General features: G+C 45.6%; 16 protein-coding genes. 10 read left to right on the top strand and 6 right to left on the bottom strand.

From position 1 onward, the window contains the following. Positions 1 to 175 precede the first annotated feature (175 nt). Complete coding sequence (locus tag MKY42_RS06280; protein ID WP_090894057.1) at positions 176 to 727, bottom strand: undecaprenyl-diphosphatase; 552 nt, start codon at positions 725 to 727, stop codon at positions 176 to 178. Between the two features lie 182 nt (positions 728 to 909). On the opposite strand from MKY42_RS06280, the gene MKY42_RS06275 reads away from it, so the two are divergent. Together MKY42_RS06275 and MKY42_RS06270 are read left to right on the top strand one after the other, a co-directional pair. Beyond that, positions 910 to 1899, top strand: coding sequence for an LCP family protein (locus MKY42_RS06275; protein ID WP_090894055.1), 990 nt, complete (start codon positions 910 to 912; stop codon positions 1897 to 1899). A 170-nt stretch (positions 1900 to 2069) separates the two neighbouring features. Then, entirely contained in the window at positions 2070 to 3320 is a 1251-nt protein-coding gene (locus MKY42_RS06270) for an acyltransferase (protein ID WP_339849715.1), read from the top strand. Between the two features lie 50 nt (positions 3321 to 3370). Here the strand turns inward: MKY42_RS06270 and MKY42_RS06265 are convergent, their stop codons facing one another. Beyond that, positions 3371 to 4105 (bottom strand): hypothetical protein, encoded by a 735-nt coding sequence (locus tag MKY42_RS06265; RefSeq protein ID WP_090894051.1) that lies wholly within the window; start codon positions 4103 to 4105, stop codon positions 3371 to 3373. 220 nt (positions 4106 to 4325) lie between these two features. Between MKY42_RS06265 and MKY42_RS06260 the strand changes: the two genes are divergently transcribed. Both MKY42_RS06260 and MKY42_RS06255 read left to right on the top strand, forming a co-directional pair. Beyond that, positions 4326 to 5273, top strand: coding sequence for a hypothetical protein (locus MKY42_RS06260; protein WP_339849712.1), 948 nt, complete (start codon positions 4326 to 4328; stop codon positions 5271 to 5273). A gap of 54 nt (positions 5274 to 5327) precedes the next feature. Beyond that, positions 5328 to 5570, top strand: a complete 243-nt coding sequence (locus MKY42_RS06255; protein WP_090894046.1) for an NHLP leader peptide family RiPP precursor — start codon at positions 5328 to 5330, stop codon at positions 5568 to 5570. A 77-nt stretch (positions 5571 to 5647) separates the two neighbouring features. Here the strand turns inward: MKY42_RS06255 and MKY42_RS06250 are convergent, their stop codons facing one another. Next, complete coding sequence (locus tag MKY42_RS06250) at positions 5648 to 7549, bottom strand: HAMP domain-containing sensor histidine kinase (RefSeq protein WP_090894042.1); 1902 nt, start codon at positions 7547 to 7549, stop codon at positions 5648 to 5650. 163 nt (positions 7550 to 7712) lie between these two features. After that, on the bottom strand, positions 7713 to 7994 hold the full coding sequence (locus MKY42_RS06245; RefSeq protein ID WP_063564602.1) for a hypothetical protein: 282 nt from the start codon (positions 7992 to 7994) through the stop codon (positions 7713 to 7715). 146 nt (positions 7995 to 8140) lie between these two features. On the opposite strand from MKY42_RS06245, the gene MKY42_RS06240 reads away from it, so the two are divergent. The 3 genes from MKY42_RS06240 to MKY42_RS06230 all read left to right on the top strand — a co-directional run bounded on the left by MKY42_RS06240 (position 8141) and on the right by MKY42_RS06230 (position 9109). Then, on the top strand, positions 8141 to 8302 hold the full coding sequence (locus tag MKY42_RS06240) for a hypothetical protein (protein WP_017690239.1): 162 nt from the start codon (positions 8141 to 8143) through the stop codon (positions 8300 to 8302). Between the two features lie 196 nt (positions 8303 to 8498). After that, positions 8499 to 8876 (top strand): hypothetical protein, encoded by a 378-nt coding sequence (locus MKY42_RS06235; protein ID WP_090894040.1) that lies wholly within the window; start codon positions 8499 to 8501, stop codon positions 8874 to 8876. 38 nt (positions 8877 to 8914) lie between these two features. Then, a complete protein-coding gene (locus MKY42_RS06230) occupies positions 8915 to 9109 on the top strand; it encodes a hypothetical protein (protein WP_090894038.1) in 195 nt (64 codons plus the stop codon). 174 nt (positions 9110 to 9283) lie between these two features. On the opposite strand, the gene MKY42_RS06225 is transcribed toward MKY42_RS06230, so the two are convergent. Continuing rightward, positions 9284 to 10495: an MFS transporter gene (locus tag MKY42_RS06225; RefSeq protein ID WP_076290204.1), complete on the bottom strand. Its 1212-nt coding sequence runs from the start codon at positions 10493 to 10495 to the stop codon at positions 9284 to 9286. A 257-nt stretch (positions 10496 to 10752) separates the two neighbouring features. Between MKY42_RS06225 and MKY42_RS06220 the strand changes: the two genes are divergently transcribed. Further along, positions 10753 to 11400, top strand: a complete 648-nt coding sequence (locus MKY42_RS06220) for a peptidylprolyl isomerase (protein WP_339849699.1) — start codon at positions 10753 to 10755, stop codon at positions 11398 to 11400. A 182-nt stretch (positions 11401 to 11582) separates the two neighbouring features. Here the strand turns inward: MKY42_RS06220 and MKY42_RS06215 are convergent, their stop codons facing one another. After that, positions 11583 to 11765, bottom strand: coding sequence for a hypothetical protein (locus MKY42_RS06215; RefSeq protein WP_024632483.1), 183 nt, complete (start codon positions 11763 to 11765; stop codon positions 11583 to 11585). A 128-nt stretch (positions 11766 to 11893) separates the two neighbouring features. Between MKY42_RS06215 and MKY42_RS06210 the strand changes: the two genes are divergently transcribed. Further along, positions 11894 to 12151, top strand: a complete 258-nt coding sequence (locus MKY42_RS06210; RefSeq protein WP_024632484.1) for a YqkE family protein — start codon at positions 11894 to 11896, stop codon at positions 12149 to 12151. A 157-nt stretch (positions 12152 to 12308) separates the two neighbouring features. Next, the gene (locus tag MKY42_RS06205; RefSeq protein WP_090894031.1) at positions 12309 to 13103 is read left to right on the top strand and encodes an SDR family NAD(P)-dependent oxidoreductase; all 795 of its coding nucleotides are present in this window, start codon (positions 12309 to 12311) and stop codon (positions 13101 to 13103) included. The last annotated feature ends 54 nt before the right edge of the window (positions 13104 to 13157 follow it).

Below are 13157 nucleotides of genomic sequence, written 5' to 3'. Positions count from 1 at the left end.
ATTTATAATATATCGACACCTTTCGTCATGAATTGTAGATATCGGAATTCAATTTTTAAAATTTCAGTTAACTTCGAAATAAACACAAAAAAAACCTTAAGTCTTTGGCTCCTCAAAGACTTAAAGTTTTCATATCTGAAACTTCTCTTCTGATACCTGCTATATTCAACCGTTTCTAACGGAAAACCCGCTGGTGAATCTTAATGAAGAAATCGGGAATCGACTTGGTATAATTACGCGTAGCAATCAAGATTACACTGACCAGGCTTCCCAGAATGAATCCGCCCAGAATATCCCCGGGATAATGTACACCTACATAGACACGCGACACTCCTGTCAGCACAGCAAGCAACAGCATCCATCCTCCGAAGCGGCGCCCGATAAAAAACGAAGCCGCAGCAAGCGCGAATACAAAGGAAGCATGTTTGCTTGGAAAAGATGGATCTGGCACATGCGGAACCAGTTGATTCACCGTGCCTTCCATGAACGGCCTTGGATGACCTACCACAGGTGAAATTCCCCATTTTGCCAGACCAAGTGCTACGATCGAAGCTACACACGCATAAAACACAATTCGTTGCTTCGAAGGATCGCCAAGAAACCACACAATCACAAGAAGCCCTATCATTACCCAAACCGCATATTCAGCTGATGTAATCATAAACCAGTCCAGAAACGGAATTCGGTCTGCAAACTGGTTGATCCAATTAAATACAGATTGATTCATAAAGTGTTTAATACCTCCATTACACAAAACGCGATTATTTTTTACATAATAAATATACACTAACTATTTGTCAAACATGTCGCCTGATAACCGAACTTTCGAAATCAAAGAGGACATTTCTCTTACTTTTTGTTAAACTAGTTTGGGTTACATAATAGTTCATTCATAGAAAGGTGAAGATTATGCTTAAGAAATGGTTATGGGGGACATCCCTAACCCTGGCACTTGCCATAGCCGGCGTTATTGTATATTACGGATACTCGATTGTTCATTTTGCCAATAGCATCTCAACCGCTTCCGAGACTTCCACTTCTGACACAAACCAAAATACGGACACCCCAACCACCCCTGTTCCCAAATGGGAAGGGAAGGAACGAGTTAACATTTTGCTGCTTGGCGGTGACACCAGAGGGGAGGATGCCGGTCGTTCAGATTCGGTTATGGTCGCTTCCATTGATCCTTTATCCAAGAAAGCCCATCTCTTCTCTGTTCTGCGTGATACATACGTTGATATTCCGGGACATGGCAAGAGCAGACTCAACGCGGCCTTCTCCTACGGCGGAGCGGAATTAACCAAACAAACGGTAGGTGACTTGCTCGGCATTCCTATCCAGCACTACGTGTATACTGATTTTGTCGGATTCATGGCGCTGGTTGATGCTGTAGACGGGATCGATATTGATGTGGAGAAAGACATGTATTACACCAGTAAAGCAGATAAACATATGTACGATATTGATCTCAAAAAAGGACTTCAGCATATGGACGGTAAGACTGCCCTCCAATATGTACGGTTTCGGCATGATGCCACATCAGACTTTACGCGTACCGAACGGCAACGGATTTTCATGACTGAGCTGGCCAAAAAGATGCAAAGCACCACTTCACTCTTCAAAATTCCTGAAATATTGGAAGCTGTCGCTCCATATATCGAGACAGACCTCAGTCCAACGCAGATGTTGAAATTGGCTTCGCTCGGATTTGATATTAACGTGAATGAAATCGATAAACAGCAGATCCCTCCTAACAAGCTGCTTACCAATGAGCTTGCAGGTTCTGCCCAGGTACTCGGTGTAAATAAACCGAAACTCCAATCATACATTCAGAATTTGTTCGAGGAAGATGCAAAATCTTCAGAGGATGAATCAGCGAAAGCACAAGACTTAAACTAAATGGAACGGAAAGAAAACGAAGATGGTATCGTAATTCGAAATGATAACTTTGATTAAAAAGATGGCAGCCGCCATCTTTTTTTGTACCTTTTTTCCCCATTTAATGCAGCCTTAATGTTCAACAGGTACCCTTAAATGATGAATTCCGGTTACACGAAGGAGGAATACACGTGAATAAACCGCGAATCGTGGAATGGACACAACTGCGCGGCCTTGCCTTTCTCGCCATTGTGATGCAGCATAACATCGCGGAATATATATATCGCACCGATATTGAACAACCTGATTCCGTCATGCTGACCATGATTTATCATCTGACTCGTTTTGGTACGCCGACATTTGTCTTTCTGTCCGGTGTAATGCTGTTCTATCATCACAGTCGCACCAAACCGGATTACCCCCGTTTTATCCGTAAGCGGTTTGGAGATATCTATGTGCCCTTTGTGGTATGGACGTTCATCTATTGGTTGTTTGTCCGGATATTCACGCCCGAGTTCTGGCTTTCGGGTATGCCGGATTTCCATAGTCTTGTTCGTGAACTGTTCCTCCCCCAGACGGGATATCATCTTTGGTTTGTTATTATGGTGTTTCAGTTCTATATTCTGTTTCCCCTGTTTCTTGCGGGAGCCAAGTTCATTCAGAAACGTATTGAAAAAGTTACACGTTTCACCCCAATGCAATCCGTCATCACGCTGATTCTCATTGGGATGGCATTATACACGGTGCTTATGAAATGGTCCTACTACAATATGGGTGGATGGGCAGCTTCCTTACCCCAACCCTGGTCGGGTTTGCTGCAGTATCGCTCCTATTCATGGGTTATGTACTGGTTTTACTTTTTGCTTGGCGCAGTCTGTGCCTGGTCAGTGGATAGCTGGAGAAGTTGGACTGCAAAGGCATTGCCCTGGATGGTCTGTCTGTTTATCGGCATGTACATCTGGCTTGGATATGACGTGCTGCGGGGATCGGACGATGTCGTTAACCTCAATATATCAACCTATCTGAAGCCAACAACATTCATCATCATCATGGCCCAGATGTTCATGTTCTATGGGTTCCTTGTACTTCTGCGAGGCAAAGATACACCATTTCAGCGTCTCCTGACATGGATTGGGCGATATTCGTTTGGTGGCTATCTGGTTCATGCACTGGTGATCTACTGCATCGCGTATATCACCCGGCCACTTACACTAACTGGATGGCACCTACCGGTTACATTGCTTTCGTTTCTGGTCACCGTAGCAACGTCTCTTGCAATCAGTTGGGGACTTTCCCAGCTTCCTGGTTCTCGCTTTACCATCGGATTACAGCGGAAGAAACGCCCGGGTTCCCGTTTGCATGATACTGTTTCTGCGAGCAGAACAAGTTCATCCGAGCGTAATCCTTCAGTCAGCGCAAATCGCAGTCCGGAAACCAGCTAATCCTGGTTGAATATAGAAAAGGCGTCTCCCTTCGTGGAAGACGCTCTTTTTCACTTCACTTCTGTGGAAGCGGATCGACCAGGTACAGGTTCGTGAGGACCAGGAGCTTGATGTGTATGGCCCTTCTGATTAACGAACCTTTTCAGGTCACCCGTCAACTGCTCCTTCAGCTTGTCTACCAGCTGCGTTTCACTGATGCCTTTTGACTGAGCAATCTCAGCAAGTGACTTCCCGCTCTGGAGCTGCTGATGGAGCTGCTCCGGAGTGATGCCGATAAAGCGTGCAATAGCGCCCTTGTCCATCATTGGACGTCTGTTGCCATGGTGAGCGAACTCACGTCTTAATTCCCGCAGTGGTGTGTTGATTACCTTCTTCAGCTTCGTATCCATCCCTGCTTTGGCTGCTGCTGCCTGCTCTTTCGTGAGACAGCCTTCTTCCGCTGCTTTATCCACTCGCTGAGAGAGCGAAGGCTTCAGCTTCTCTAACAATTGTGCCTCACTAAGTCCCTTGCGCTCCTTGGCAATCTGAGTCAACGTTTTGCCAAGCTCCATCTGTTCCTTTAAATCACGGAGCCCAATACCGAGCAGGTCTGCCGTTTCTCCTATCATAAACAGGCCATGACCTGCTTGCATGCATGGCTTGGTCTGGTTTGTGGAGGAGGATGGTGCCGCTACTTGATCCTCAATAGATCCATTTGGATCAGCGGATGCTGTATAGCCGGTTGATGCTGTTATAAATACGGCTGCCAGTCCGACTGCCATCCATTTTTTCCATTTGCATTTCATTTTTCTTCTTCCTTTCATATGTCAAAATCCTGTGCTCTCTTAGTTTGAGCCTAACCTCCGCTTTTTTATGCCATAAAAATACAAAATGTCATTGTTTTTTTCACAATTCATCACAAAAACTCCTATTTTTTTCAATTCATTTCCGGTATACTGGAAGTAACTTCATGATCTAGTCGAATAGTCCTTAATCACTTTATTACGGGAAGGGCGTAACCAAACGATGCGGAGAGAATGGTTTGATCCGTTTAGATCCGATGTGGAGGTGGTGTTCGCTGCAGCAGAGCAGCTGGTACAGAAATATCCTGAACCAATGTCAGAACATGCACTAGAACAACTTCATTTGGTCAATCCGTTGTTACGAGATTCGGGTCACAGCTACATTGGCTACATTATTCCATTGTGGATGCAACTCTCGGATGGTTTGCCTCCAGAGAAGGCACACAAACTGAGTACGGCTTGTCTCCTGCATATGCTATATTTTCTGAATCAGGATGAGGTTATGGACGAACAGCCAGAAGATGTGACACTGAAATTATCACTGGGTAATCTTTACTACGTGGATGCGATCTGTGCCTATTCAGAGCTATTCCGTCTTTCTTCCCCGTTCTGGACGTATTTCAGACAGTATGTGGAGGATTGGGCCATTAGCGTCAACGGTGAGAACACCATCGATTATTTCAAGAGAAGCCCGCTATTCATCGCCCAAAAAGCCGCCCCACTTCAGCTTGGAGCTGCTGGCTCACTCCTTCTTCTGGAACAGGAGCATCGCATCACTCCAGTATGTTCTGCCGTCAACATTGCACTGATGACCCTCCAGATGACAGATGACTTCACAGACACGAAACAAGATGCTGTGCATGGAAATTACAACAGCTTCCTCTCCCACATATCCGCAGCACTGGAACACAACTACCCGGTTCATCCGGTAAGCGAACGTATACATGATAATGTATACAATACTCAATTGATGAACTCCTATGTAGACATTGCTCAGCAATATAACATCAGACTAACATCTTCTAACTCGGGAATTACGCATCTCGAAGCGTTTAATTCTTACTTATGCGGCATTCTGGGACAAACTGTTCAGGACATTGAACAACACAAAAAAATGCTTTTTCAAGGCGGGTTTCATTACTGGATCAGCGAGAAACAACATTTGTCCTAATCAGAAAAGAAGAGCTGGTACAGTTGAATTTTAAATATGAAGGGAATGTTGACGATGATGGTATCAGAGAAAACGTTGCACGAGGATATTATTGAAAAGGCCTGGACCGATGAGCACTTCAGACAACAACTGCACTCCAACCCGAAGCAAGCGCTTCGCGAAGCATTTGGCATTGATATTCCTGAACACATTCAAGTCCGTACCGTTGAAGAACAACAGAACGACTACGTTCTCGTGATTCCTCCCAATCCAGCCAAAGTGAATTATGACGTAAATTGCGGACCGTGGAGAAGCTAAACGGATTCAATTGAATATGTAATGGAACGACACAAGGGGTAGCGAACAAAAAAGCCATCGTACACTTCTGCCACTCGTCATTCGACGAACGCGGCAAAAGATACAACGGCTTCTGTTCCTACTCCTTTTGTACTTGTAAAGCTGATCTGCCCATGCATGGCTTCAACGATCCGGAAAGTCACCATCATGCCAAGGCCTGTGCCCTTGATTTTATTCGAGAAATAAGGCTCCCCAAGCCGTACCAGCGCTTCCTCATCCATGCCTTCACCGTTATCCCTAACATGTACCTTGATGACCCCATCTTGGGCATAAGCCCAAATATCAATCTGACCCTCTCCTTGCAGCGCTTCTATACTATTCTTAATAATATTAATAAAAGCCTGTTTGAACTTGGAAGAGTTCCCTCTAATCCATAGATCTGGTGGAATGTCAGTTGTTATTTTGCCGCCTTCCAGATTAGCCATCGGTACAAGAATACCTTCAATATGATCAAATTCATCCGCGATATTGAGAGAGACAATATGATCGAACTCCGGTTTGGCAAACGTGAGGAAGTCGGTAATAATGCCGGAAGCCCGATCAAGTTCCTCCAGAGCAATCCGCACATACCCCTTGTTTTTGTTGTCTTCCTGCTCTGTCATGAGCTGAAGGAATCCTCGCGTCACCTGCAGCGGATTACGAACCTCATGAGCAACCGACGCCGCCAGTTCGCTAATGATCTCCATTTTCTCGGATCGCTGCAATTCATTATTGAACAATTCCAACTCTTTCGAATATTCAAGCACTTTGGTATGTTTTTCAGCAAATCGGCTTCCCAGTATGGCAATAAGTGAGATAATAAAAGCAACCATGGACCATTTCCACCATATCAGATGATATGTTCCATTACGCTGGTAATACCACAGAAGTTCAGCAACACTGATTAAGGCAAATGTGCCGAATCCCGTAGCCAGCAAAAGAGCTTCCCGGCTCCGTTGAAGCGCTTTGGCGATGGTGCCGATCATTAATATGCTCAACAGGATCACGAGAACGAATCCAATTACATTCTGAACCAGCAAACTATAGAGCATGTCCCATTGACCGCCTGAAATAAAATCAATCATCAGGGCAGCCACAGCTACTATAGAATAGATGAATTGGAATTTTCTTAGTTTGGTAAAGATGCCATAACGACCTGGTCCGATAATTTGTTCAAAAAAATAACAGAGTGCAGGCATGCCCATCAGCATAGCCAGGTCAAACAATACGGAATAGAGATTACCATAAACCTGGTAGAACGTATATAAAAACTGTGAATAAGTGATAATCATCGTTCCGATTGAACCCATCACGATACATAGCGAAATCCACAACCCTTTATGGAATTTGCCCAGGAAAAATGTGCAGCTCAGCATCGTAAGCGCCGTGAATACAAAGGTCGCTCCCAATATCACATCAAGCAGTCCATTGTGAATATACTTTTCCTGTAATGTAGCATAAGGCCCGACCTGAACCGTTCCGTAGATGCCAAGTCTGCCTTTCTCATTCTCGGACCATATATACAGTTTACTATCTGAATTCTCTCTCGATAAGGGTAACAGCACAGCATTGTTGTCATAATTGTAATGATAATTCTCGTACACCTTACGATCGTCCAGATAGATCACAATGTGGTTCCCTTTAATATTTTCAAAACGGATTGCCGAGCTATCTTCGGTTATTTTAGGAATGGTCACACGAGTCCACATGGAACCCGAAGGAGCTTCTACACTGCTGTATTCCAGCCTTTCTGCACCTTGCTTCTCCCAGATCTCCTCCGAACCTTGAACCTCACTGATGAATCCCTGATCGTGTACATTCCCCCACTTTACTTCCCATCCCGTAATGGATACAGGTCTGTCAACTTCTCCTGCATTCGCTGAGACGAAACCATGCGGCAAGCAGAGAATATTCAACATACTTATCCATAAGATGATGATAGCTTTGGGCACATTTTTCATTCACAGCACCTCAAAGTTCTTATTTTCTCTATTCCCAAGTTCTCTCATTTATCATTCGCCACAGTTTAACGTGTCACCTTCTTGTGGGGAAATGAAAATTCACATTTTAGTAGATTTATAGTTTTATTTCCATTTTATTGATAGAATCCGAGTGTTTTCTCCATTATCCGCGCAGATCCTCGAACTGGTTCTCAATCATTTCGCGCTCTTTCTGTTCAATCTTCGTGCGATATTCCAGCCACTGCTCCGTTTCCTCATCGTCATAGATCGTCCATATATCCGAGAAAAGATAATCCCGCAACTGGACAATCTGTCCTGACCATATCCCGCCTACCCAGAACAGCCCGTCCGGGCGGCGTATAACGGTACGGGAAAACCCAGGCGTAGACGCTTTTTGCCCGATTCGGATTTGAGTGATCATATTGCCTAGCGTAAACCAATCCAATTGGAATCCCTCCCTCATATATCCATGTTTTATCATAACATAGGCCAAAGATGAAAAGCTGTAAAACTGACCTGAGCGATTCAATCGTGCCTTCCGGGTGTAATGGTTCCTCAAAGCAAACAATTACCCTTGAGGAGATGATTCGAATGAATGAGCCACACAGAACGGTAGAGGTAGAGCATAAGGACGTTCAACACAAATCGGATTCAAGTATGGTCGCTTCCACGTTTATCAAGTATGCGGCTTATATCATTATTTTCTTTGGATTCCTGTACTTTCTGGTCAAATATGTATTTCCCAAGTTTTAAAGTATATAGATTGAATCTGTAATCCGTACATCGTTCACTTTCATCTTATATTCATATTTGGGGAACACAAGGGAATCCTAATGGGTGCGAGATTACAACGTTAGCCCTTTGGGTAACAACGAATAATAACCTTTTCAACATAACTACCCCGTCAAAAAAACCATTAAATATAATCCACTTAAAGGGAGTGTTATTGATGTCAGACAGACCGATTAGCAATGAAGAGAGCGAACGCTACTACGACCGGTATCAGAGGTCACGTGATATTCCACTGGAAACCGAAGTGCCTGAAGGTGACATAGACACTTTTGATGAAGTTACGGGAAGACGCATCGAAACAGAGGAAACAGTCGATACAGTGAATCCGCCCCTGGCAGCGACTACACAAGAACCGGAATTGGAGTCACGGACAGCAGAGCCTGCACTCGAATCCGTACCTGATGCTGATCTTATCCAACCCAATAGTCCGGTTGATCCCGCCGCACCCGACCCCAATGCCCTTCATGGGACGGACTTGCTAAACGGCGCAGGGGCGGATGCCAAACCGGAGAATAATATTCCACCTCGGCGTTAATCCTCATGTCACAGCCTGAATTAGGAGGTGCAGACACGATGAAGGATGATCACAAGCGACAAGTACATGAGCCCGACAATCTGGTAACCGAACGGGATATTGATCCGAATTTTGGATTGTTCACGGAAGATTCCTTTCCGGATGCCCTAGCGGATGAGGATCAGCTTGATGCTGTTGAACATGCAATCCCGAAGGAAAACGTTTCCCGAAAAGATTCATCCTCAGATGAATAGGAACGCATTACAGATCCAATGAGAATATAAGGAAACCTCTTGGTCAAGAGGTTTCTTTTTGCTTTTATCTTCCTGGTAAAAGACTTATCCTGAAAAAGAGATGGCTACCGTAGCTTTACGGTGCCATCCCTTTTCTACTATCCCAATAGCCATTTCATATTTTGGCGTTTTTAATTACTTCGCCAAAGGTTTGCCCGAGCCGGGCAACTTCTCCTCCAGTCGGGACCATTTCGCCACAATGGCGGTAATCAGGAGCGCTACTCCATTGATGATAAAAATCCACCGAATCGGCAGCCAGCCACCAAGAACACCACCAATTATCGGCCCCGCCATCGTACCGATCTGGGAAGCTGATTGATTCAGGCTGAATGCTCTTCCCCGGAAGCCAGGTTCGGTCACTTGCACAATCATTGCATTAATCGCCGGGAACACCGCAGCAAAGAACAATCCATATACAAAACGCAATATGCCGAATCCAATATAACCTGTAGTGAAAAACTGCAGCAGGTTACCAATCGCCCCTCCAACGAGGCCAATGATCAGTACTTTCCCATACCCGATTCGCGAACCGATTTTACCCCAGCGCGGCGCCATAATGACCGTAGCTACACCAACCGCAGAGAAAATTATCCCTGAGCTGAGAGAAGCACGATCGGGCTGAATGCCCATTTCCATCACGTATACGGTCAATAATGGCTCCAGAATCATCACGGAGAAGGTACATATACCCATCATGCCAAGCACCGTAATAAACAATCGATTGGCCCTGGCTTCGCGTATGTCGTCCATCACATGAGAACGTGCCTTGTTCCGGTTAAAATTCTCTTCTTTGACCCAGAAGGTTGCGATCAACGCCGAGACCAATACAACGATGCTGGAAAATAAAAACGCATTGCGGTTGCCATAATAGTGGCTTACCACCCCGCCAATTAACGGGCCAATTATCCCTCCTGTTGCTCCGGCTGTAGACATGATACCGAGTGCATACCCTGTCTTCTCTTCCGGTGTGTTGGTACCGACCAGTGCAATCGCTGCGGGAACAAATCCCGCGAGCAATCCCTGAAACAAACGAACCACGATTAGTGAATAGGGGTCCTGCACAAAATAATTGATCAAATACAAAACCGCAAGGCTGTATCCCGACCGGATCAGCATTGGCTTGCGCCCGTATTTGTCAGCCAGTGATCCCCAGAAGGGAGACACCAGCGCACTTGCCAGAAATGTAATGCCAAAGGCAAGCCCGGACCAGAACTCCAGGTGATCACGAACGCCCAGATCGCCACTCAGAAACAAAGGCAGAAATGGGATGGAGATTGAATAAGCGGTGCTGCAAAAAAATACACCAATCCACAAAATCACCAGATTACGCTTCCACGAGAAGTCCATATACCCGCACGCCCTTTCCGTTACTGACGCCGGGACTGCCGTGTATTGGAGCGGACGGAACAGACCCGTACGTCCCTGACTGCGGAAGCATTTTCCTTATTTTACACCTCTGTAAGCATTTACACCATCCCTTATCGCCCACAATATCCTGACTTGCATTGCCATTTTGTCCGCAAAAACGGTATGATAGTTGAGGAATTATCCGACAATAATTCGGACTAAACATATTATGCAGAGATGCAAGGGGGAACGTTCTCATGTCTTTTCGGTGGAAAAAAACAACAGCTATGTCGCTGGTTCTAGCGATGCTGCTTATCGTCATTAGTGGTTGTGGGCGCCCTTCAAGTGGCGCGACGGAAACACCTGCTCCAGTGGAGCCTACTGGCCCAAATCCTGTCGCCACAATTGAAATGTCAGATGGTCAGAAAATCGTCATCGAGCTCTATCCGGAGATTGCTCCAAATACGGTGAACAATTTCATCTCATTGGCGAATAAAGGTTTCTATGACGGCCTGATCTTTCACCGCGTCATTCCAGGGTTCATGATTCAGGGTGGCGATCCAAACGGTGATGGTTCGGGTGGCCCAGGATATACCATCAAAGGTGAGTTTACATCTAATGGTCACAAAAACCATCTGAATCATACGCGTGGAGTCATCTCTATGGCACGGACAAATGATTTGGACTCCGCAGGCTCCCAGTTTTTCATCATGTTAGCGGATGCTGATTATCTGGATAATGCCTATGCCACATTCGGTAAAGTGACAGAAGGTATGGACGTCGTTGATGGAATCGCTGCTCAGGAAATAGGCGAAAAAGACAAACCGGTTACCGATCAGGTGATGAAAAAAGTCACTGTTGACACCCACGGTCTGGAATATCCTGAACCGGTAAAAATGCCTTAAACTTTGAAACGGATCTTAGTAATTCATCTTGATTCACAACCTGTAAGACAAACAAAAGCTCTGTCCTGCGTATGCACGCAAGGCAGAGCTTTATTCAATGTTAGCGTTTACACGAATGACTTTATAAAAAATGCCCTCTTCAGGCACAACTCTATATGCAGCAGCTCTGCAACCCGCTGATTTCAATACATCCATCCCATCAAACGCAACCAACCGATGATCGCAATCCATAGCGGACAGCTGAAAGCAACACCCCATGCAAGCCCTTTCAGTAAACTACGGTTTACTTCCACGAACAACGACTCCTTTCTCCAGGGAATAGTCGCAGTATCGGTAATAATATATGAATTTATACCCGTTTTCATTCGTCACGCAACCCCCTATCTCCTGCTTTTGTTCCGCGATTTCATGGAATGGGTATGGTGAACCTGATATAATATGTTTACTGAACGAGAATGGAAGCTGATTTATGTTTTTGAGAGGAGATTATTCTATGGCAAAATCCAAAAAACACACCCCTGCTCCCAAAGCAGCACAGGATAAACCGACCACACTAAAGGATCTGCTGAGCAGTGATGTGCTAGAAAAACTGAAAGCTCAGGCGGATGAAGCCAAGGCTGCCGAGGCAGACCGCAAAGAGCAGGAGCGCCTGCAGGCGGAAGAAGCGCGTAAAGCTGAACAGAAGCGAAAAGATAATGATTTTGAGTACCTGTTGAATAACAGTTCGATGGACTGGAAGAAACACAAGTAACTTTTTCAGCAATCAGATCATCTTGATATCTAAATTATAGATACAGGGCCGTTCAACGGTCCTGTTTTTTTGTGTAATGCGTATGATTCATGACTCTTAAGTCGGGTATGTAGAGATAGAGAGTTACTGATAATTCATACAATACGGAGGGATCAGGATGACTGAACAACGTTTGCAAGGAAAAGTGGCGATTGTAACCGGAGGTGGCTCAGGAATTGGTCAGGCGACAGCCATTCGTTTCGCTGAGCACGGAGCCAAAGTGTTCATGCTGGACCGGACCCCGGAGAATGCAGAGGAAACCAAACAGACGATTGAGAACGCAGGCGGAGAAGCCCACGTTATTGAATGTGATATATCCAAACCGGACAATGTGCAGAAAGCAATCAATCAGGCGGCAGAGCAAGCAGGCCAGCTTGATATTGTATTTGCCAATGCGGGCATCAACGGCACGATGGCTCCGATTGAAACGATGGAACCTGAGGACTGGGATCAAACGATGGGCATCAATATGCGCGGCACGTTCGCAACTGTGAAGTACGCCATACCCCATTTGAAGGACCGCGGAGGAAGCATTATTATCACGAGCTCCATCAACGGTAACCGTGTATTCTCTGGTATTGGCTTCTCTGCATACGCTTCCAGCAAGGCAGGTCAGACGGCTTTTACGAAGATGGCTGCATTGGAACTGGCTCGTTACAAGATCCGTGTCAACGCCGTTTGCCCGGGAGCCATCGATACGAACATCGATGACAACACCTATCCTTCGGACGATCTAAAAGAAGTACAGATCCCGGTTGAATTTCCCGAAGGTCATGAACATCCACTCAAAGGTGAACCTGGAACGTCGAAGCAAGTCGCCAATCTGGTGCTCTTCCTCGCTTCCGATGAATCTTCCCATGTGACCGGTACCCGGATTTACGTGGATGGAGCGGAATCTTTGCTCCGCGGATAAAAATTAGGAACATACTCCATATGGAGTTAACTACCGAACATCCCGCAAACGGCC

It is taken from the genome of Paenibacillus sp. FSL W7-1088 (genome assembly GCF_037969855.1).
Classification (GTDB): Bacteria; Bacillota; Bacilli; order Paenibacillales; family Paenibacillaceae; genus Paenibacillus.
The sequence above is the reverse complement of the archived record's forward strand: the minus strand, read 5'-3'. Positions and strand labels throughout refer to the sequence as shown.

Coding starts and splice junctions, on each gene's coding strand:
- MKY42_RS06280 (WP_090894057.1), bottom strand. CDS start 727: ATGAATCAATCTGTATTTAATTGGATCAACCAGTTTGCAGACCGAATT.
- MKY42_RS06215 (WP_024632483.1), bottom strand. CDS start 11,765: ATGAAAACGGGTATAAATTCATATATTATTACCGATACTGCGACTATT.
- MKY42_RS06255 (WP_090894046.1), top strand. CDS start 5,328: ATGATGGTATCAGAGAAAACGTTGCACGAGGATATTATTGAAAAGGCC.
- MKY42_RS06205 (WP_090894031.1), top strand. CDS start 12,309: ATGACTGAACAACGTTTGCAAGGAAAAGTGGCGATTGTAACCGGAGGT.
- MKY42_RS06250 (WP_090894042.1), bottom strand. CDS start 7,549: ATGAAAAATGTGCCCAAAGCTATCATCATCTTATGGATAAGTATGTTG.
- MKY42_RS06275 (WP_090894055.1), top strand. CDS start 910: ATGCTTAAGAAATGGTTATGGGGGACATCCCTAACCCTGGCACTTGCC.
- MKY42_RS06225 (WP_076290204.1), bottom strand. CDS start 10,495: ATGGACTTCTCGTGGAAGCGTAATCTGGTGATTTTGTGGATTGGTGTA.
- MKY42_RS06230 (WP_090894038.1), top strand. CDS start 8,915: ATGAAGGATGATCACAAGCGACAAGTACATGAGCCCGACAATCTGGTA.
- MKY42_RS06265 (WP_090894051.1), bottom strand. CDS start 4,105: ATGAAATGCAAATGGAAAAAATGGATGGCAGTCGGACTGGCAGCCGTA.
- MKY42_RS06220 (WP_339849699.1), top strand. CDS start 10,753: ATGTCTTTTCGGTGGAAAAAAACAACAGCTATGTCGCTGGTTCTAGCG.
- MKY42_RS06235 (WP_090894040.1), top strand. CDS start 8,499: ATGTCAGACAGACCGATTAGCAATGAAGAGAGCGAACGCTACTACGAC.
- MKY42_RS06210 (WP_024632484.1), top strand. CDS start 11,894: ATGGCAAAATCCAAAAAACACACCCCTGCTCCCAAAGCAGCACAGGAT.
- MKY42_RS06260 (WP_339849712.1), top strand. CDS start 4,326: ATGCGGAGAGAATGGTTTGATCCGTTTAGATCCGATGTGGAGGTGGTG.
- MKY42_RS06240 (WP_017690239.1), top strand. CDS start 8,141: ATGAATGAGCCACACAGAACGGTAGAGGTAGAGCATAAGGACGTTCAA.